The 20,775-nt window shown below is 70.7% G+C and carries 9 protein-coding genes; 8 read left to right on the top strand and 1 reads right to left on the bottom strand.

Annotation, left to right across the window (positions count from 1 at the left end; translation table 11 throughout):
- The first annotated feature begins 165 nt into the window (after window positions 1-165).
- From OJ962_RS14115 to OJ962_RS14135, 5 genes are all read left to right on the top strand, one after another.
- Window positions 166-7,869 (top strand): OmpL47-type beta-barrel domain-containing protein, encoded by a 7,704-nt coding sequence (locus OJ962_RS14115; RefSeq protein ID WP_202955322.1) that lies wholly within the window; start codon window positions 166-168, stop codon window positions 7,867-7,869.
- Between the two features lie 108 nt (window positions 7,870-7,977).
- Window positions 7,978-14,037, top strand: a complete 6,060-nt coding sequence (locus OJ962_RS14120) for an OmpL47-type beta-barrel domain-containing protein (RefSeq protein ID WP_202955323.1) — start codon at window positions 7,978-7,980, stop codon at window positions 14,035-14,037.
- Window positions 14,038-14,116: 79 nt separating this feature from the next.
- Window positions 14,117-14,908 carry an alpha/beta fold hydrolase gene (locus OJ962_RS14125; RefSeq protein WP_270006411.1) on the top strand — a complete coding sequence of 264 codons (792 nt, stop codon included), beginning with the start codon at window positions 14,117-14,119 and terminating at the stop codon, window positions 14,906-14,908.
- Window positions 14,886-16,070 carry a PP2C family protein-serine/threonine phosphatase gene (locus OJ962_RS14130; protein WP_202955324.1) on the top strand — a complete coding sequence of 395 codons (1,185 nt, stop codon included), beginning with the start codon at window positions 14,886-14,888 and terminating at the stop codon, window positions 16,068-16,070. Before OJ962_RS14125 ends, OJ962_RS14130 begins: the two co-directional genes overlap by 23 nt.
- 308 nt (window positions 16,071-16,378) lie before the next feature.
- Entirely contained in the window at window positions 16,379-16,981 is a 603-nt protein-coding gene (locus tag OJ962_RS14135) for a cupin domain-containing protein (protein ID WP_270006412.1), read from the top strand.
- 271 nt (window positions 16,982-17,252) lie between these two features.
- Here OJ962_RS14135 and OJ962_RS14140 read toward each other — a convergent pair whose 3' ends face one another.
- Window positions 17,253-17,420, bottom strand: a complete 168-nt coding sequence (locus OJ962_RS14140; RefSeq protein ID WP_202955326.1) for a hypothetical protein — start codon at window positions 17,418-17,420, stop codon at window positions 17,253-17,255.
- 265 nt (window positions 17,421-17,685) lie between these two features.
- On the opposite strand from OJ962_RS14140, the gene OJ962_RS14145 reads away from it, so the two are divergent.
- From OJ962_RS14145 to OJ962_RS14155, 3 genes are read left to right on the top strand one after another with little or no spacing between them, the layout of a single operon-like run.
- The gene (locus OJ962_RS14145; protein WP_407697513.1) at window positions 17,686-18,810 is read left to right on the top strand and encodes a Gfo/Idh/MocA family protein; all 1,125 of its coding nucleotides are present in this window, start codon (window positions 17,686-17,688) and stop codon (window positions 18,808-18,810) included.
- Complete coding sequence (locus OJ962_RS14150; protein WP_202955328.1) at window positions 18,807-19,946, top strand: dihydrodipicolinate synthase family protein; 1,140 nt, start codon at window positions 18,807-18,809, stop codon at window positions 19,944-19,946. Before OJ962_RS14145 ends, OJ962_RS14150 begins: the two co-directional genes overlap by 4 nt.
- A complete protein-coding gene (locus tag OJ962_RS14155) occupies window positions 19,943-20,731 on the top strand; it encodes a sugar phosphate isomerase/epimerase family protein (protein WP_202955329.1) in 789 nt (262 codons plus the stop codon). Before OJ962_RS14150 ends, OJ962_RS14155 begins: the two co-directional genes overlap by 4 nt.
- Window positions 20,732-20,775: the final 44 nt, after the last annotated feature.

Here is a 20,775-nt window from a genome sequence, read left to right on the forward strand (position 1 = left end):
GGCCGCTACTACAAAAGCCTTGACAGCGAAGATTGAAGTGGAGTAGCTTCGCTCAAGGGTCTGTGCCGAACTCAGGAAGAGTCCGCCGCAGAAGGCGTAAAGCAAGAAAGCCAGCGACACAGTCCGGGGGAGAGGAATAGGCCCCGGGGAGGAGGAGTTCGAGGGATGATCCACCGAGGTCACCTGGGCGTGCCCGGACGGCGCGCCGTCTTGTGGTGCGCCACGCTCGCGGCACTGCTCGCGACGATGCTGCTGCCGGCGCTCGCCGGCGCGCAGGAAAGCAAGCGCGTACTGCTCTACACCGGCACGACCGGCTTCCGCCACACGGACGCCATCGACAACGGTCGCCAGCCGGTCCAGAACGCGATCCAGGCCGCCGGCTACACGGTGGACTGGGAGAACTGCGTCGGCAACGGCGGCGCCGCGAACAACTGCGACAACCCGGACAAGAACCCCCGCATCTTCACGGACGAGAACCTCGCCAAGTACGACGCGATCGTTCTATTGAACTCCTCGGCCGGGCCTCCCGGCCCGTTGTGGTCGGACGCCCAGAAGGCGGCGATCATCAAGTACGTCCAGAACGGCGGCGGCATCGCCGGCGTCCACAACGCCACCGACATGGGCACCACGGTCGAGACGTGGGACTGGTGGGACGGCAACAACGGCAACTCCGTCGTCGGCGCCACGATGCGCGGCCACGCGATCACCGACCGCAACAACGTCGGCCAGATCCAGGTCGCCGACAAGAACCACCTCGCCACGCGTGATCTTCCCGACACCTACGGGTTCGGCGACGAGCACTACAACTTCCGCCGCAACGTGCGCGGCTCGCACCACGTGCTCACGACGATCGACGAGAGCACCTACACGCCGGGCGGCAACGGCATGGGCCAGGACCACCCGCTGACGTGGTGCAAGCTCTACGACGGCGACGCGATCAACGACAACACCACCATCCCGGGCTCCAACCCGCCGCAGCCAAACCTGAAGGCCTACAACGACGGCCGCACGTGGGTCACGTCGATGGGTCACTTCGGCGCCTCCTACACGGAGAACGGCGGCAACAACAACCTCATCAAGACGATCGTCGGCGGCGTCCGCTGGGTCGCGGGTGAAGGCAAGAAGTCCGACTGCGCCGGCACCGTCTGGTCGTCGTACACGCGCGAGGTCGTCGTCGCCGACGCCAACAACCCGATCGGCATCGACGTCGCCAAGGACGGCAAGGTCTACTGGTCCGAGATCGGCAACCCGATCGGCATGGAGTCGACGGGTTACATCAAGATGCACGACCCGACCAAGCCGGCCAACAACAAGACGACGGTCGCCTCGATCCCCACGCGCGCCGATCACGGCAACTCCGAGGACGGCGTCCTCGGCATGGCGCTGCAGCCGGGCTTCGACCTCTCAGACCCGAACAAGCGCCACCTCTTCGTCTACTACTCGCCGCGCAACGCGGCGTGGCCGACGTCCGGCAACGCGATGGTCGTGGGCTACAACCAGATCAGCCGCTTCACGCTGACCGAGGACGGCACGGCCGTCGTCCCGGGCTCCGAGCGCAAGATCCTCGAGGTCCCGAAGGCCAAGATCTCCGGCTCGCCGGCCGGCTTCCCCGGCGGTCCGTCCGACTCCGGCCCCGGTCACGTCGGCGGCGCCGGCATGGACTTCGACTCCGCGGGCAACCTCTACCTCGGCATCGGCGACGACGTGTCCCCGAACGCCGGCGGCCACGACCGCTACGCGCCGATGGACTTCCGCGCCAAGGAGCGCTGGGACGCGCGCAAGACGTCGCAGAACTCGGCCGACCTGCGCGGCAAGATCATCCGCATCGCGCCCAAGCTCGGCGACATCCCCGTCGACGCGACGCCGGGCGTGGACACGACCTACGGCATCCCGACGGGCAACCTGTTCCCGGTCGGCACCGCGAAGGCCCGCCCCGAGATCTACGCGATGGGCTTCCGCCAGCCGTTCACCCTGCACACCGACCCGAAGAACCCGGGCATCGTGGGCACGGGCGAGTACTGCCACGACAACGGCACCCCCAACGCCACCCGCTCTCCGGCGGGCACGTGCGAGTGGAACCTCCTCAACAAGGCGGGTAACCACGGCTGGCCGCTGTGCGTGGGCGACAACTCGGCCGCGAACTCGATGTTCAAGTGGAACTACGCCACGAGCACCTCGACCGGCGAGCGCTACGACTGCAACGGGTCGACCGTCTCGTCCGACATCCGCTGGGCGCCCACGGGCCAGACGCCGGTGGAGCCGACGTTCGACGGCCTCGACACGCTGCCCGGTCCGGTCGAGAAGGCGACCGTGTGGAAGAACTACCCCGGCACGCAGCCGGCTGCCTTCGGCAACCTGGCCTCCGGCGGCATGCAGCCCGTCGCCGGTCCGATCTACCGCTACGACGCCGCCACGGCGGGCCAGGGCGCGTTCCCGGCCTACTACGACGGCTCGTGGTTCATCAACAACCGCGGCGACTCCGGCTTCTGGAAGGAAGTCAAGATGCGCGCGGACAACAACCAGATGCTGCGCGTGCAGGACTGGCTGCCGTGGAACGGCGGCGTGAACCCGAACAACGCCAACTCGGGCTTCGTCATCGGGACGCAGTTCGGCCCTGACGGCAACCTGTACATGGCGCGCTACTCGGTCGGCTGCTGCCGCTCGGAGACGAACGCGGCCCAGCAGAACCAGATCGTCAAGATCTCGTTCAACGTCCAGGACGAGTGCCTGACCGACACCAACGCGCCGAACACGTCGGCGACGGTGACCGGGCAGGCCTATCCGGACCGCCCGAACACCTACGTCAACTCGGCCAAGCTGCGCCTGGCCGCGACCGACTCCGGGTGCGCCGGCGTCAAGAACATCGAGTACCGCGAGGTCGGCGCCAGCGAGTGGCAGCCGTACTCGAACGAGGTCACGTTCGAAGAGGGCAAGACCTACAACATCGAGTTCCGCGCGACCGACCGCAAGGACAACGTCGCCACGGTCAAGACGACCACGTTCGAGATCCTCAAGATCAACGACACGACGGCTCCGGTCGTCACGGCGGCCACGGCCGGCAACAAGGACCAGCGCGACTTCTTCGTCGGCTCGGCCACGCTCACGCTCACGGCGACCGACAACGAGGTCGGCGGCTCCGGCGTCCAGACGGTCGAGTACCGCACCAACGGCGGCGCCTGGACGGCCTACACCGCGCCGGTCGCGTTCAACGCCGCGGGCAACTACACCGTCGACTACCGCGCGACGGACAAGGTCAACAACACGTCCGAGGTCAAGTCGGCCACGTTCCGCATCCTCGCGGGCGCGGGCTGCACGCCGGGCCGCTCGGACGAGTTCGACGGCAGCGCGCTCAGCTCCCAGTGGCTGCGCCACACGCGCAACGGCGGCACGCCCGAGACGGGCGCGTTCGCTCCGACGCTCGCCAACGGCAAGCTGACGCTGCCGACGCACAACTTCGAGCTCGACTCGAACTCCACGACGACGGCCGTCGGACCGGTGAACTTCATCGGCCAGGACCTCGCGTCGCTCGGCACCAACTGGACCGTGGAGACCCAGCTCACGGTGCAGTTCACCGGCGGCTGGCAGCACACGGGCCTGATCGTGCACAACGGGGACAACAACTTCTTCCGCGCCACGATCACGCACGACCTCAACCAGGGCCGCTCGTTCGTCGAGCAGTCCAAGGACAACCCGAGCAGCACGGAGGGCGCGCGCGTCCAGGCCGGCGGCTCGGTGGGCATCGTCACCGACCAGTCGCAGCCGGTCACGATCCGCATGCGTTACATGCGCGTGGACGGCTCCAACACGGTCCAGGCCCACTACCGCGTGATCGCTCCGGCGAGCGCCGCGAACCCGGACTGGGTCGCGTTCCCGGGTGCGGCCACGTTCAACGACCTCAACCCGACGTCCGGCGCTCGCCGTGACGCCGCGGGGTCGCGCATCGGCATCATCGCCGGCGGGAACTTCCCGGGCACGGCCGGCACGCACCCGTACAACGGCACCCCGGCGAACGTGGTCGTGGACTACTTCCGCGTCAGCCCGGACCCGGTGACGTGCGAGACGGCGGCGCCGGTCACCACCGCCACGCTCGACCCGGCCGCTCCGGCGACCGGCGACACCTACGACCGCGCGGTCAAGGTCAACTTCTCGGCGGCCGACTCCGGCGCGAGCGCGTCCGGCGTCGAGAAGACCGAGTACCGCTTGATCACCAACGGCGTGGCCGGCCAGTGGACGACGAAGGAGAACTCGGGCTCCGAGAACCCCTTCGCGAACCAGCTCACGGTCTCCAGCAGCGGCACCAACGTCGTCGAGTTCCGCTCGACCGACAAGGCGGCCAACACCGAGGAGACCAAGTCCGTCACGTTCAAGGTCCAGTTGCCGGTCTGCGACCGCTCGGACGAGTTCGACGGCACGGAGATCCTGCCCCGCTGGATCCGTCACACGCGCAACGGCGGCACGCCCACCACGGGCCCGCTCGCGCCGACGGTCTCCGACGGCCAGCTCCACCTGCCGACGAACGACCTCGAGATCGACAACTCCACGAACCCGACGTCGTTCGGCCCGATCAACTTCCTCGGCCAGGACCTGCCCTCCCTGGGCACCGACTGGTCGGTGGAGACGCAGTTCACCGCGCAGTACCGCGGTGGCTGGCAGAACATCGGCCTGGCGGTGTGGAACGGTGACAACAACTTCATCCGCTCCACGCTGACCCACAGCCTCAGCAACAGCTCGATCTACGTCGAGAGCTCGAAGGACAACCCGGCCGCTTCCAACGGCACGCCTTCGCCCGAGGGCGTGCGCGCCACGGCCGGTGGCAACCGCAACATCCTGGCCACCAACACCGGCCCGGTCACGATCAAGATGCGCTTCCGGCGCGTGGACGGGGCCAACACGATCCAGGCCCACTACCAGGTCGTGGCGCCCGCCAGCGCCGCGAACGCCGACTGGGTCGCCTTCCCGGGCAACGCGTCCTTCTGGGACCTGAACCCGGCCAACGGCCCGCGCCGTGACGCCACCGGCTCGCGGATCGGCCTGATCGCGCAGGACAACTGGCCCGCGGGCGGCACGTTCCCGTCCAACGGCCAGCCGGCGATCGCGCACGTCGACTACTTCCGGGTCACCCCGGACAACTGCCCGACGGGCGCGGACACCACGGCTCCGACGACGACCGCCACGGCGGCGCCGGCGGCTCCGAACGGCTCGGCCGGCTGGTACACCTCGGACGTCAACGTCACCCTCGCGGGCAACGACGGCGCCAACGGCTCCGGCATCGAGCGCACCGAGTACAAGGTCAACGGCGGCGCCTTCGCGCCGTACACCGCGCCGATCGCCCTCACGACGACCGGTACGCACACGATCGAGTTCCGCTCGATCGACAAGAACAACAACACCGAGGCCACCAAGACGGCCACCTACAAGGTCGACAAGGCGGCCCCGACCTCGACGGCGACGCTGCAGCCGGCCACGACCCCGTCGACGGGTCCGGTCACGCTCACGCTCGCCGGTGAGGACCAGGCCGCGGGCTCGGGGCTGGCGAAGCTCGAGTTCCAGGTCAACAACGCCAGCGTCTTCGGCGCCCTGACGGCCTCGGCCGAGTGGGTGACCTACGACGCCGCCAACAAGCCGACGTTCTCGGCTCCGGGCCTCTACAGCGTCGACTACCGCGCGACGGACGCGGCGGGCAACGTGGAGGCGGCCAAGACGATCGCGTTCACGATCACCGCGCCCAACAACGACAAGACCGCTCCGGTCACGTCGCAGTCGCTGGACCCGGCTCAGCCGGGCGCCGGCAAGACCTACAGCGGTCCCGTCACGGTCAAGTTCTCGGCGCTGGACCCGCTTCCCGCGGGGCCGGCCGGCAAGACCGTCGCGGTGACCGCCGCGGGCGACCGCTGGGCGCCGGACGCGATCAGCCTCGTCTCGGGCGACACCGTGCGCTGGGACTTCCCGGCCGACGGCCACTTCCCGCACGACGTGTGGCTGGTGGCGCCGGGCGGCGACTGGGCCAACCCGACGAAGGAGTCGGAGTGGGTCAACCCGGGCGGCCCGTCCGTCACCAAGACGCTGAACACGGTCGGCACCTACACGTTCATCTGCAAGGTGCACGCGTTCCCGGACCCGAACGAGGGTCGCTGGATCGGCATGGTCGGCACGGCCACGGTGACGGCGGCTCCGGCGGGCGAGCAGCCCTCCGGTGTCGACTACACCGAGTACCGCGTCAAGACGGGCGAGACGCAGGGCGACTGGGTCAGGGCCAACAACACCGGCACGGCGAACCCGTTCGCCTCGCAGGTCACGGTCGAGGCCGAAGGCCAGCACACGGTCGAGTTCCGCTCGGTCGACAAGGCGGGCAACGCCGAGACGGCCAAGTCGGTCGCGTTCGGCATCGACATCCCCGAGCCCGGCACGCCGGTGATCGAGGCGTTCGCCGATCCGACCTCGGGCAAGGCCCCGCTCGTGTCCCGCTTCTCCGCCTCGGGCTATGACCCCGACGGCGGCGAGCTGAGCTACAAGTGGGAGTTCACCGACGGCCCGACGGTCCTGGGCCCGATCGTGACCCGCACGTTCACGCAGGCGGGCACGTACACGGTCAAGGTCACCGCCACCGACGACGAGGGCGACAAGAGCTCGAAGGAGCTCACCGTCACCGTCAGCGGCACGGGCGGCAACCCGCCGACGGTCGACGCCACGGCCGACCGCACCACCGCGGTCGCGCCGGCGCTGGTCGCGTTCACGGCCACGGGCACGGGCGAAGGCCTGCGCTACTCGTGGGAGTTCGGTGACGGCGAGCGCTCGGTGAACCCGACGCCGGAGCACGTCTACCTGGAGCCGGGCGACTACACCGCCCGCGTCACGGTGACCGACAAGTACGGCGCCACCGCCACGAAGACCGTGACCATCAAGATCACGGCCCCGGCGGCCAACCTGGCGCCGGCGTGGACGACGGACGGCACCCCGGTGGGCCATGTCGGCTTCAACGGCGACCCGATGCAGGTGCAGTTCACGGCCGAAGCCAAGGACCCCAACAAGGACACGGTCAGCTACGAGTGGGACTTCGACGACGACTCCGCCAAGTCGACCAAGCAGTCCCCGGTGCACACCTACACCCAGCCGGGCACGTACGACGTGACGGTCAAGGTCACCGACGGCAAGGGCGGCGAGCTCACCAAGACCATCCAGGTCACGGTCGCGCGCAAGGCCAACACGCTGCCCGAGGTCACGATCGAGGCCGATCCGAAGCAGGGCCCCGGCCCGCTGACGGTGCGCTTCAGCTCGCAGATCAGCGACGCTGACGGCGACGGCTGGAAGTCCGCGTGGAACTTCGGCGACGGCTCCGGCTCCGCCGAGGACCACCCGACGCACGTCTACAACGCGCCGGGCGTCTACACGGCGACGCTGACGATCACGGACGCGCAGGGCGGCGTGACCACCAAGTCGGTCCAGATCACGGTCACGGCGGTCCAGGGTGGCGGCACGCAGTCCGCGCCCAAGACCAACGCGGCCGCCCCGGCGCCCGAGCAGGCGGCGTGGTTCGGCGTCGGCGAGCCGGTCAGGACCTCGGTCAGCGCCTTCGCCAAGAGCGGCCTGTCGGTCAAGGTCACGGCCACGGAGGCGATGAGCGGCACCGCCAAGCTCGTCGTCACCAAGAAGGTCGCCAAGGCCCTCGGCCTGAAGTCGACCACGCTCGCGAGCGCGAAGGTGTCCTTCACGGGCGCCGGCAGCAAGGCCGTGAAGTTCACGGCGAGCAAGGCCGTCAAGCGGGCCCTGGCCAAGGCCAAGGGCTCCGTGAAGGTCACCCTCTCCGTGAGCCTGAAGGCCAGCGGCGAGGCGGCGAAGAACTCGTCGCGCTCGGTGACGCTGACGAAGTAGCAAGACCGCAGTGCCCGAGTGATCACAAGGCGGCCGCCCCTGGTCAGGGCGGCCGCCTTCGGGCGTCTCAGACCATCAGCACCACAGGCGTTGTGCGAGGGGAGAGGGATGGCACGGAAGTGGATCGGGCTGGTCGTAGCGCTGCTGACGCTGGGAGCGATGGCTCCAGCGGCGGCGTCGGCGCAGGACACGGCCAAAGTCCTCATCTATTCGGGGACGACGGGCTACAGACACGCCGGAAGCAGCGAGGCGATCCAGCCCGCGGTGGTGGAGCTGATCCAGGCCAAGCTGCAGGCCGCCGGCGTCGCGAGCGACTACCGCACCTGCAGCGGGCACGGCACCGGGAGCGGGACACTGCCCGGCTGCCGCAACACGACCGTCGGCAACCCGGCCATCTTCACCCCCGCGAACCTCGCGCAGTACGACGCGATCTTCTTCTGGCAGGCGTCGTCGCTGAACCGCGGCGACACGACCAGCCCGCAGCTGTTCACGGTGCCCGAACAGCAGGCGATCGAGGCCTTCGCCCGCGCGGGCGGCGGCATCGCCGCGATGCACGCCTCGGTGACCATGGGCGCCGGCGCGGTCACGTGGCCGTGGTGGGACGGGCCGGGTGACAGCGCGATCGGCGCGCTGATGCCGGGCCACTCGGCGACCGACTCCAGCAACATCGCGACCGTCGAGGTCTCCGACCGCCACCACCCGTCGACCAAGGACCTGCCCGACTCCTACCGCTTCGGCGACGAGCACTACACGTTCTCCTCCAACGTGCGCGGCACGCACCACGTGCTGATGACGCTCGACGAGGAGAGCTACAACGTCGGCAACGGCGTCACCCGCATGGGCGCGGACCACCCGATCGCGTGGTGCCGCATGTACGAGGGCGCGCGCATCTGGTCCTCGAGCCTCGGCCACTTCTCCGCCGCCTACCTCGAGAACGGCGGCGACAACAACCTGCTCAAGCACCTGGTCGGCGGCGTGCGCTACGTCGCGGGCCTGGCGGGCAAGGACTCCGACTGCGGCGCCACGGTGTGGACGAACTTCTCGCGCACCGTGCTCGCCGACGACCTGCGCGGCGCGATCGGCATGGACATCGCGCGCGACGGCAAGGTCTACTGGACCGAGATCGGCAACCAGGCGATCAACTCCGAGGGCCGGCTGCGGATGTGGAACCCGCAGACCAAGGCGACGAGCACGCTGCTGACGCTGCCCACGCGCGCCGACCACGAGTCCTCCAACGACGGCGTGCTGGGCATGGCGCTCGACCCCGACTTCGCCACCAACCGGCGCCTGTACATCTACTACTCGCCGCGCCAGGACCCGGGCTGCAACAGCTGCCTCGTGGTCGGCCACAACGTGATCAGCCGCTTCACGCTCAACGCGGAGGGCACCGGCGTGGTGGCGGGCTCCGAGCAGGAGATCCTGCGGGTCCCCAAGGTCAAGGTCGGCAACGACAACGAGGACGGCATCGCCGGCCAGAACACCTACAGCGCGCACGTCGGCGGCGGCAGCCTGAGCTTCGACTCGGAGGGCAACCTCTACATCGGCACGGGCGACGACGTCGACCCGTTCGGCGCGGGTGGAAACGGCTACGCGCCGATGGACCAGCGCTACCCCGAGCGCTACGACGCGCGCAACACGTCGGCCAACACGAACGACCTGCGCGGCAAGATCCTGCGCGTCAAGCCGCTCGCGAACGCGGCCGGCGCCGCGGGCGCGGGCACGACGTACGCCATCCCGGCGGGCAACATGTTCCCGGTTGGGACGGCCAAGACCAAGCCCGAGATCTTCGCCATGGGCTTCCGCAACCCGTTCACGGTCGCGGCCGACCCGGCGCACCCGGGCACGGTCGTGGTCGGCGACTACGGCCCGGACGCGGCGACCAACAGCACCACGCGCGGCCCGGCCGGGATCATCGAGTGGAACCGCGTCACCAAGCCCGGCTTCTACGGCTGGCCGTTGTGCGCGGGCGACAACTCGACCGCGAACACCTACAACCGCTACACGTTCCCGAACGGGCCGAGCGGCGAGCGCTTCAACTGCGGCGCCGCGACGATCCCGAACGAGTCGCCCAACCAGAGCGGCCTGACCGAGCTCCCCGGGCCGGCGATCGGCGCCGACGTCTGGCACAAGCGCACGGGCGACCACCCGGCGCGCTTCGGCATCCCCGCGCGGACGAGCCCGCAGGAGTCGATCACGGGCCCGATCTACAAGTACGACGCGTCCAACCCGTCCGACACTAAGTGGCCGGCGTACTTCGACGGCGCGTGGCTGATGCTCGACCGCGCCCAGAACTGGTGGCGTGAGGCGCGCGTGCGCGACAACGGCTCGAGCCTGCTGCGCGTGAACGGCCTGTTCGGCTCCAGCCAGTTCGGCTCCCCTAGCCACTCGTATCCGATCCCGGTCAAGTTCGGCCCGGACGGCTCGCTGTACCTGGCGACTTGGGACCACGACTGCTGCCGCGCCCAGCTGCCGTCCAGCCAGCCGGGCCGCCTGATGCGGATCGACTTCATCGGCGACCAGGTCGACACGACTGCGCCGGTGCTCACTCCGACGCTCACGGGCGGTCAGAACCCGAGCGGCGCCTACCTGGGCCGCGCGACGCTCACGCTCAACGCGACCGACCAGTCCGGCATCTCCCGCATCGAGTACTCGCTGGACGGGACGGAGTGGACGCGCTACACGGCGCCGGTCGGCTTCACCGACCGCGGTTCCTACACCGTGCGCGTACGGGCGGTGGACCGGGCGAACAACACGTCCGAGGTCCAGCAGGTCACCTTCACGGTGGTCGCGGGTGCGGCCTGCACGCCGGCACGCTCGGACGAGTTCGACGGCACGCTCAACACGACGCTGTGGAGCTACCGCCACGCGACGACGCCGGCCACCGGCACGCGCGCGCCGAGCGTCTCCGGCGGCAACCTCGTGCTGCCGCTCGGCGCGTTCTCGGTGGACCTCACCCGGCCGGGCCCGATCGGCTTCCTCGGCCAGCCGCTCCCGACCGGGGACTTCACGATGGTCGCGAAGCTCTCCGCGCCGGGCCTGAACGCCGACAACAGCGGCGAGGGCAGCAAGTACGCCCAGGCGGGCGTGAAGATCTTCCAGGGCAACGACAACTGGATCAAGCTCGCGCACAACCGCAACGCGGACGGCAACCCGACCGGCGCGGCGGGCACGTACTTCGAGCTCTCGCAGGAGGTCAACGGCACCCGGACGCTCGGGACCCGGACCGGCCTCGGCACCGGCAACCTGCCGACGTGGTGGGTGCGGCTCGTGCGGACCGGCGATCAGGTCGCGGGCGCCTACTCGCTGACCGACCCGGAGAGCGCCGGCGGCGCGAACTGGGTCGCGCTCGGCAGCGCGAACCTCAACACGGTGCTCCCCGAGGCCGGCGGGCCGCGCTACATCGGCGTCTACGGCGGCAACGGCTCCGTGAACCTGTCCGCGGACTACGTGCGCTTCACGCCGGACTCGCCGAAGGACCTCGCGCCGCCGGTGAGCTCGCACACGGTCCCGGCGGCCGACGGCCTCGAGGGCTGGCACCGCACGCCGGTCAACGTGACCGTCTCGGCGGCCGACGACGGCGAGTGCGTCTCGGGCATCGACACGACCGAGTACCGCGTCGGCGGCGGCGCGTTCGCGGCCTACACGGCCCCGATCGCGCTCACGGCGGACGGCACGCACACGGTCGAGTACCGCTCCACCGACAAGGCCGGCAACGCGGAGACGGCGAAGTCGGTCACGGTCAAGCTCGACGCCACGGCGCCGGCGACCACGGCGTCGACGAACCCGACCGGCGCCGGACCGCATCCCGCTCCGGTCACGCTGACGCTGGACGCGGCCGACGCCGCCTCCGGCGTCAAGCTCACCGAGTACCGCGTCAACCATGGCGGCGCGTTCGCCGGCGTGGCCCCCAAGGCGCTGTCGGCCGCGGCGGACTGGCTGCCCTACAGCGCGGCCGGCAAGCCCGCGTTCACGGCCAACGGGACCTACTCGATCGAGTACCGCTCGACGGACGTCGCCGGCAACGTCGAGGCGACCAAGACCGTGACGTTCACGGTCGGCACGCCCACGGGCGACGCGACCGCGCCGGTCACGAGCGCCGCGCTCGATCCGGCGTCGCCCGGCCCCGGCCGGGTCTACCCGGGCCCGGTCACGGTCAAGTTCTCGGCGCTCGACCTCGCGCCGGCGGAGAACAAGAACGTCGACGCCAACGGCACCGTGTGGACGCCGGCGGCGATCAGCCTCAACGCGGGTGACACGGTCACCTGGCGCTTCGGCGCGACCGCGGGCAGCGCGCACGACGTGTGGCTCGTCCCGCCGGGCGGCAACCCGTCCCCGGACGGTCCGGACATCATCAAGGCGTCCGAGATCGTGTTCCCGGGTGGGGCGCCGGTCACCCGGGCGCTGACACAGACCGGCACCTGGCGGTTCATCTGCCGCCTGCACGCCGGGTTCACCGACGGCGCCTGGACCGGCATGGTCGGCACGGCGACGGTCGGCGCGGGCGCCGGCAGCGGCGTCGACTTCACCGAGTACCGCGTCAACGGCGGCGCGTGGACGAGGGCGGCCAACACGGCCGGCGCGAGCCCGTTCGCGTCGCAGGCGCTCGTGTCCGCCGAGGGCGAGCACACGGTCGAGTTCCGCTCCGGCGACAAGGCCGGCAACCTGGAGGCGGCCAAGTCGATCGCGTTCGGCATCGACGTGCCGGATCCGGGCTTCCCGCAGATCGAGGCGTTCGCCGACCCGAACGTGGGTGCGGCGCCGCTGCCGGTGCGCTTCTCGGCGTCCGGCTTCGATCCCGACGGCAGCGCGCTGAGCTACCGCTGGCAGTTCCCGGGCGGCGCCACCGTGCACGGCCGGACCGTCGAGCGCACGTTCACCCAGCCGGGCACGTACACGGTGAAGGTCACGGCGACCGACGCGCAGGACGAGCAGACCTCCCGCGAGGTCACGGTCTCGGTCACCGCGCCGGGCGTGCTGCCGCCGACGGTGGAGGCCACCTCCAGCGTCACGGGCGGCGCGGCGCGGCTTCCGGTCACCTTCACGGCGACCGGCGCCGACCCCGACGGGGACCCGGCGCAGCTCAAGTACGCGTGGGACTTCGGGGACGGCGGCAAGTCGCTGAACCCGAACCCGACCCACGTGTACGGCGCGCCGGGCGTGTTCGACGCGACCGTGACGGTCACCGACCCGAGCGGGGCCACGGCCACCAAGACGATCAAGATCACGGTGACCGACGCCCCGGGCAACGGCGCGCCGACCGTCGAGGAGGCGTACGGCGCGGCCGGGTTCGACGGTGACCCGATGGCGGTGCAGTTCAGCGCCCGCGCGACCGATCCGGATGGCGACAAGCTCACGCTCGAGTGGGACTTCGACGACGGGACGGCGAAGGGCTCCGGCACGTCGGTCAAGCACACCTACACGACGCCGGGCACCTACGACGCGACGGTCACGGCTTCCGACGGCACGCGCACGTCGCAGGCGTTCACCGTGCGCGTGACGGTGGCGCGCGGTGCCAACCGGTTGCCGCAGGTCACCATCGAGGCCGATCCGACCACGGGTCCCGGCCCGCTCACGGTCCGCTTCAGCTCGGACGTGGTCGAGCCGGACGGCGAGGGCTACAGCCGCGCGTGGGCGTTCGGTGACGGCGGGAACTCGGCCGAGGCGCACCCTGCGCATGAGTACAAGGCCGCGGGCACCTACACGGCGACGCTGACGGTCACCGACGAGCGCGGTGGCGTCACGACGAAGTCGGTCCAGGTGACGGTCACGGCGGTCCAGGCCGCCCCGCCGGCGGCGCCGAAGACCGCCGACGCGGCGCCCGCGCCCGAGCCGGCGCCGTGGTTCGGCGTCAGCGAGCCGGTGCGGACGTCCGTGAGCGGCTTCGCCAAGCGCGGGCTCGCGGTGCGCGTCACCTGCACGCAGGCGATGCGCGGCACGGCGAAGCTGACCTTGGCTGCGTCGATGGCCAAGCGGCTGGGCCTCAAGCGCACGACGCTCGCCTCCGCGCCGGTGAAGTGCGCCGGCGCCGGCAGCCAGATCGTCACGCTCAGGCCGTCGGCGGCCACCCGGCGCGCGCTCGGCAAGGCCAAGGGCGCCGTCAAGCTCAAGCTCGGCGTGTCCCTGTCGGGCCGGCAGGCCTCGCGGACAGTCACGCTGACGCGCGGCTAGGGACTCGACGTGGGGGTGATGACCAGGTCATCACCCCCAACGCGAGCCAACAATCTCGCGACGTGCCTAGACTTGCGTCGTGAGCGTTCTCGCCCGCAACAACGTGCGCGTCGGCGGGCAGCCGGACGGGCGGCCGATGCTCTTCGCTCACGGCTTCGGCTGCGATCAGAACATGTGGCGGTTCGTGGCGCCGGAGTTCGAAGCCGACCATCGCGTGGTCCTCTTCGACCACGTCGGCGCCGGCGCTTCCGATCTCGCGGCGTACGACGAACGGCGCCACGGGACGCTCGCGGGCTACGCCGACGACGTCGTCGAGATCTGTCGCGAGCTCGAGCTCGAGGATGCGGTCTTCGTCGGCCATTCGGTGAGCGCGATGATCGGCGTGCTCGTCGCCGCGCGTGCGCCGGAGACGATCGGCGCGTTGGTGCTGGTCGGCCCCTCGCCGCGCTACATCGACGATCACGGGTACGTCGGCGGGTTCGCCCCGGAGGACATCGACGAGCTGCTGGAGTCGATGAACAGCAACTTCCTCGGGTGGTCGAGCGCCATGGCGCCGGCGATCATGGGCAACAGCGACCGGCCGGAGCTGGGCGAGGAGCTCACCGCGAGCTTCTGCCGGACCGATCCCGAGATCGCCGCGCGCTTCGCGCGCGTGACGTTCCTCTCAGACAACCGCGCGGACCTCGCCTCGGTCGACGTGCCGACGCTGGTGTTGCAGTGCAGCGACGATGTCATCGCGCCGGCGGCGGTCGGCGAGTACGTGCATCGCCAGATCCCGGGTTCCGTGCTGGTGCGGATGACGGCGACGGGACATTGTCCGAACCTGAGCGCTCCGCAAGAGACGATCGATGCGATCCGCGCGTTCCTCTGACCCATCGGGACGCGTCACGGACCTGAGCGCCGAAGAGCTCTACGAACAGGCGCCGTGTGGCTACCTGTCCTCCACGCCGGACGGCACGATCGTACGCGTCAACGAGACCTTCCTGCGCTGGACCGGCTACCGCCGCCAAGACCTCGTCGCGGTCAAACGCTTCCAGGACCTCCTGAGCCCCGGCGGCCGCATCTACCACGAGACCCACTACGCGCCGCTGCTGCGGATGCAGGGCAGCGTCAGAGAGATCGCCGTCGACATCCTCACCGCTGACCGCCGCCGGCTTCCCGTGCTCGTGAACTCGGCGCTCGTGACGGACGAGGCCGGCGAACCGGAACTGGTGCGCACGACGCTTTTCGATGCCCGCGAGCGCAAAGCCTACGAGCGCGAGCTGCTGGCCGCGCGCGACCGCGAGCGGCAGGCGCGCGAAGCCGTCGAGCGACTGCACGCGCAGTCGCAGGCCACCTCGCACGCGCTGCAGCAGAGCCTGCTGGCGAGCGAAGCGCCGCGCGACCCGCGCTTCGACATCGTCACGCTCTACCAGCCGGCAGTCGAGGATCTCGAAGTGGGCGGCGACTGGCACGACGCGTTCGTCCTGCCCGACGGTCGACTCGGGCTGGTCGTCGGCGACGTCGTCGGGCGCGGCCTCATCGCCGCCACCGCGATGGGCCAGCTGCGCAGCGCGGTGCGCGCGCTGGCCATCGCCGGCCTCGGACCGGTCGAGCTGATCCGCGCGCTCGACGCGTTCGTCGCCGGTGTCGACGCAGCGAAGTTCGCCACGCTCGTCTACGCGGAGGTCGAGCCGGACCTCGGCACCGCCACCATCGCATCGGCCGGCCATCTCCCGCCCGTGCTCGTCACCGCGGCCGGCGAAGCTCGCCTGTGGTTCGGCGGCCGCTCCACGCCCGTGGGCATCCAGACCCCCGCGTTGCCTCGCGCCGAGGCCGAGCTCGCGCTGAACCCGGGCGACACCCTGGTGCTCTACACCGACGGGCTCATCGAACGCCGCACCGAGAGCATCGACACGGGCCTCGCCCGATTGCTCGCTGCCGCCGCCGACGACCCCCATCCCGACGCGCTACGCCGCAACCTCATCGCGCAGGGGCCCGACAAGGACGACGTCTGCGTGCTGGCTTTCACCCGCACCCACGCCGCCGAGTAACCGAGACGCCGTTCACGGTTGCCGGCGCGCCTGCATGCCGATCGCCAGCGTCGCCGCCAGTCGGCGAGCATGGGTTCGAAGTCGAAGACCATGCGAGCCAGAAGCTCTTCGGCGGCTCTCGCCGCGAGCAGCGCCTCGGGAGGGCGGTTGTGCGTCCACATCTCGGAGGCGATCAGCCACACCGCCATCGAGTAGCGCAGCGCTTCTTGGCCGTCGAGCTCCTGGGCACCGCGGACGAGATTGCGCGGCCGTCGTCGACCCGCGGACTACGCCGGAATGCGGCGCCCCGCCCGGACGTCCCGCTTGACATGAGCAAGACACAGACCGCCGCCCGCCGGCGAATCGTGAACCCCGTGCAAGGCGACGCCGTCACCTTCCTGGAGACGAGCGCCGAGTCAGGCGGTGAGCGCTCACTGGCCGAGCTCGAGGTGGCGCCCGGCGGCAGCGTCACGCCGCACTACCACCTCAGCTACACCGAGCGCTTCATGATCCTCCGCGGCCGGCTGAACCTCGTGATCGACGGGGAACAGCTGACCCTCGGGCCCGGCGAGGAGGCCACGGTGCCGATCGGCGCGCTGCACGCGTGGTCCAACGAGAGCGCGGAACCGGCCGTGGCGCACGTCGAACTGCGACCCGGTCAACCTGGGTTCGAGACCTCGCTGCGCGTCGCCTACGGCTTGGCCGCGGACGGCCGCGTCCTCAAGAACGGCATGCCCCGCAACCCGCTGCACGCCGCCCTGCTGCTCGAATGGGGGACGGCCGGCTGCCCGGCGCGTACGCCCTGCTCGAACGCGGCTTGCGGCTCCTGGCCCGCCTCGCGCGCGCCCGCGGCATCGATCGGCGGCTGCAGCAGCGATACGGGTAGCGCGTGGAGCTCGATCGCGGGGAACCCGCGGGCCGTGGCACGCTGAAGGACCCGAGCCGGTGGTGGTCCGCGCTGACGGACTCGCCCGCGGGCCTGGCGGCCTGGATCGGCGAGAGGCTCGACTGGTCCGATCCCCGCACGCCCGTCCCGAGGACCGCATCCTCGACACCCTCACGGTCTACTGGCTCACGCGCTCGGGCGCCTCCTCGGCGCGGCTCTACTCGCGCCGGCCGGCGCCCATCATCGAGGCCGGGCTCCTGACACCCGCCACGCAGAGACGCGGCGCGACTTCGTCGAGCCTTCACGGCCGCAAGACGTCAGTCGCCGCCGCCGCCGTCGCCGTCGGCGGAGAACCACCCGCCGCCGCTCCGATCTCCGCCGCGCTTGGCGTCGTACCACCACCACAGGCACAGCGGGACGAACACGATGGCGAGAGCGGCGATGCCTTGGAGGGTCTCGCCGACGGACGCGAACAGCGCTGTCATGCGTTGAACGTATCGTCTGGCGCGAGCGCGACCGCGGGTCGCTCACGCCGGCGGCGAGCGAAGCGACGCGCTCAAGCAGGCGGTCAGGAGGTCATCGAAGTCCAGTCTGCCGGCACTTCGACGACGACCGAAACTAGCGCTCGTGTGGAGAGGCGCACGCGCGCGTGGTCGGCGCTTTGCGTTATGACGCACAAGTGGCTACAGTGCGTCGTGGCAAACGCTTTCCGTGAGGAGAAAAGTGGGTCAGCGCGTCGTCGGCATCATCATGAACGGGGTCACCGGCCGGATGGGGATGAACCAGCACCTCATCCGCTCCATCCTGGCCATCCGCGAGCAGGGCGGCCTGCCCATCGGGGACGGTGAGGTCATCTGGCCTGAACCGCTGCTGCTCGGGCGCAGCGAGGCCAAGCTCGCCGCGCTGGCGGCGCAGCACGGGCTCGAGCGCTGGTCGACGGACCTGGACGCGGCGCTCGCCGATCCGTTCTACGAAATTTACTTCGACGCGCAGCTGACGTCCGCGCGTCCGGCGGCCGTGGGGAAGGCGATCGCCGCGGGCAAGCACGTCTACTGCGAGAAGCCGGTCACGCCGGACGTCGAGACCGCGCTCGCGCTCGGCCGCGCGGCGCGTGACGCCGGCGTGAAGGCCGGCGTCGTGCAGGACAAGCTGTTCCTGCCCGGCCTGCTCAAGCTGCAGCGGCTCGTGCGCTCGGGCTACTTCGGGCGCATCATCGCCGCGCGCGGCGAGTTCGGCTACTGGGTCTATCCCGGGCCGGAGCCGGAGCCGCAGCGCCCGTCGTGGAACTACCGACGCGAGGACGGCGGCGGCATCATCAGCGACATGTTCGCCCACTGGCGCTACGTGCTCGACAACGTGTTCGGGCCGGTGCGCTCCGTGCTCGCGACGGGCTCGATCCACATCCCGGAGCGGATCGGCGAGGACGGCAAGCCGTACGAGGCGACGGCCGAGGACGCCGCCTACGCGATCTTCGAGTTCGACGGCGGGGTCGTCGTGCAGCTGAACTCGTCCTGGGCCGTGCGCGTGAACCGCGACGAGCTGTTCGAGCTGCAGGTGGACGGCACGGAAGGGTCCGCGGTCGCGGGCCTGCGCGACTGCAAGATCCAGCCCGCGGCGGCGACGCCGAAGTCGGTCTGGAACCCGGACCTGCCCGATCCCGTCGCGCATCGCGACGCGTGGATCGAGGTGCCGGCCACCGAGCCGCCCGAGAACGGTTTCAAGCTGCAGTGGGAGGCGTTCCTGCGCCACGTCGTGCTCGACGAGCCGTTCCCGTGGGACTTCGTCGAGGGCGCGCGCGGCGTGCAGCTCTACGAGCTCGCCGAGCAGTCCTGGCGCGAGCGTCGCTGGATCGACGTGCCGGAGCTGACCCTGTGACGACGCTGACCCTGCCGCGCGCCGACGGCACGGTGGAGCCGTACACGGTCGAGCTGCGGGAGCCGCTGCCGGTGCTGGGCGCCGAGCCGCGCTCGCGCGTGTGTTACGCGGCGGCCCACGTGGTCGCCGACCCGCTCGCGGGCGGCGACCCGACGGGCCCTGCGCAGCTGGACTGGGAGGCGACGCTGGCCTTCCGGCGCCACCTGTGGGCGCACGGCCTGCGCATCGCCGAGGCGATGGACACCGCCCAGCGCGGCATGGGGCTCGACTGGGCGGCGACCCAGGAGCTGATCCGGCGCTCGGTCGCGGAGGCCAAGGCCGAAGGCGGGCAATTGGCGTGCGGCGCCGGCACCGACCAGCTCGTGGGCGGGACGCTGGATGAGGTCCGCGCGGCCTACGAGGAGCAACTCGCGTTCATCGAGGGCGAGGGCGCGCCGGTGATCCTGATGGCGTCGCGCGCGCTGTGCGCCGCGGCGTCCGGACCCGACGACTACCGCGAGGTGTACGGCCAGCTGCTGCAGCAGGCCTCCTCGCCGGTGATCCTGCACTGGCTGGGCGACATGTTCGACCCGCTGCTGCGCGGATACTGGGGCACGCCTGACCTGTCCGAAGCCGCGGACGTCGTGCTCGACATCATCGCCGCCAACGTGGACAAGGTCGACGGCATCAAGATCTCGCTGCTGGACGCCGACAAGGAGATCGCGCTGCGCGAGCGCCTGCCCGAGGGCGTGCGCATGTATACGGGCGACGACTTCAACTATCCGGACCTGATCCGGTCCGGGAGCCACGCGCTGCTGGGCATCTTCGACGCGATCGCGCCCGCGGCGGCCGCGGCGATGCAGGCGCTCGACGAGGGGGACCTGGAGCGCTACGACGAGCTGCTCGCGCCCACGGTCCCGCTCTCGCGCCACATCTTCGCCGCGCCCACGCAGTACTACAAGACGGGCGTCGTCTTCCTCGCCTACCTCAACGGCCACCAGGAGCACTTCCGGATGGTCGGCGGGCTGGAGAGCGGGCGCTCGGTCCGGCATCTCGCCGAGCTGTTCGTGCTCGCCGACCAGGCCGGGCTGCTGCGCGAGCCGGACCTGGCGACCGCCCGCATGCGGCTCGTGCTCGATCTCGCGGGGGTCTGTTGAGCCGCCTGTCGCTGAACTCGATGACCGCCGACCGGTGGTCGCTGGTCGAGGTGATCGACGCGTGCGCCGAGTTCGGGATCGAGTGGATCGGGCCGTGGCGCCACAAGCTGGCGGAGATCGGCGTGGAGGAGGCGCGGCGCCGGATCGACGACGCCGGGCTGCGCGTGTCGAGCTTGTGCCGGGGCGGATTCTTCGCGGCCGGAGGGGCCGAGGAGGACAACCGGCGCGCGGTCGAGGAGGCCGCCGCGCTGGGAACGGATGCCCTGGTCCTCGTCTGCGGGCCGCCGTCGGGCAAGGACCTGGCGGCGGCTCGCGACGTGATCGAGGCGGGCATCGAGCGGTTGCTCCCGTACGCCAACGAGCACGGCGTGCGGCTGGGGATCGAGCCGCTGCACCCGATGATGATCGGCGAGCGGTCGGCGATCAACACGCTCGGCAACGCGCTGGACATCTGCGAGCGCCTGGACGATCCGGGCGTCGGCGTCGTGATCGACGTCTACCACACCTTCTGGGACCCGGCCCTCGGCGACCAGATCGCGCGCGCCTCCGGCCGCATCGTCGGCTACCACGTCAACGACTGGCTCGCCGCCACGCGCGACACGGTGTGGGAGCGCGCGATGATGGGCGACGGCATCATCGACCTGCCGGCCTTCACGCGCATGATCGACGCGGCCGGCTACGACGGCCCGATCGAGGTCGAGATCCTCAACCCCGCGATCTGGGACCTGCCGCGCGAGGAGCTGATGCGCACGACCGTCGAGCGCTTCGAGCGATGCGTCTTCTAGGGGTGCGTGGGAGCATGATCGGTGCGCCTGATGTGGTGCAGCCG

The organism is Solirubrobacter deserti (genome assembly GCF_027587175.1).
Taxonomy (GTDB): domain Bacteria; phylum Actinomycetota; class Thermoleophilia; order Solirubrobacterales; family Solirubrobacteraceae; genus Solirubrobacter; species Solirubrobacter deserti.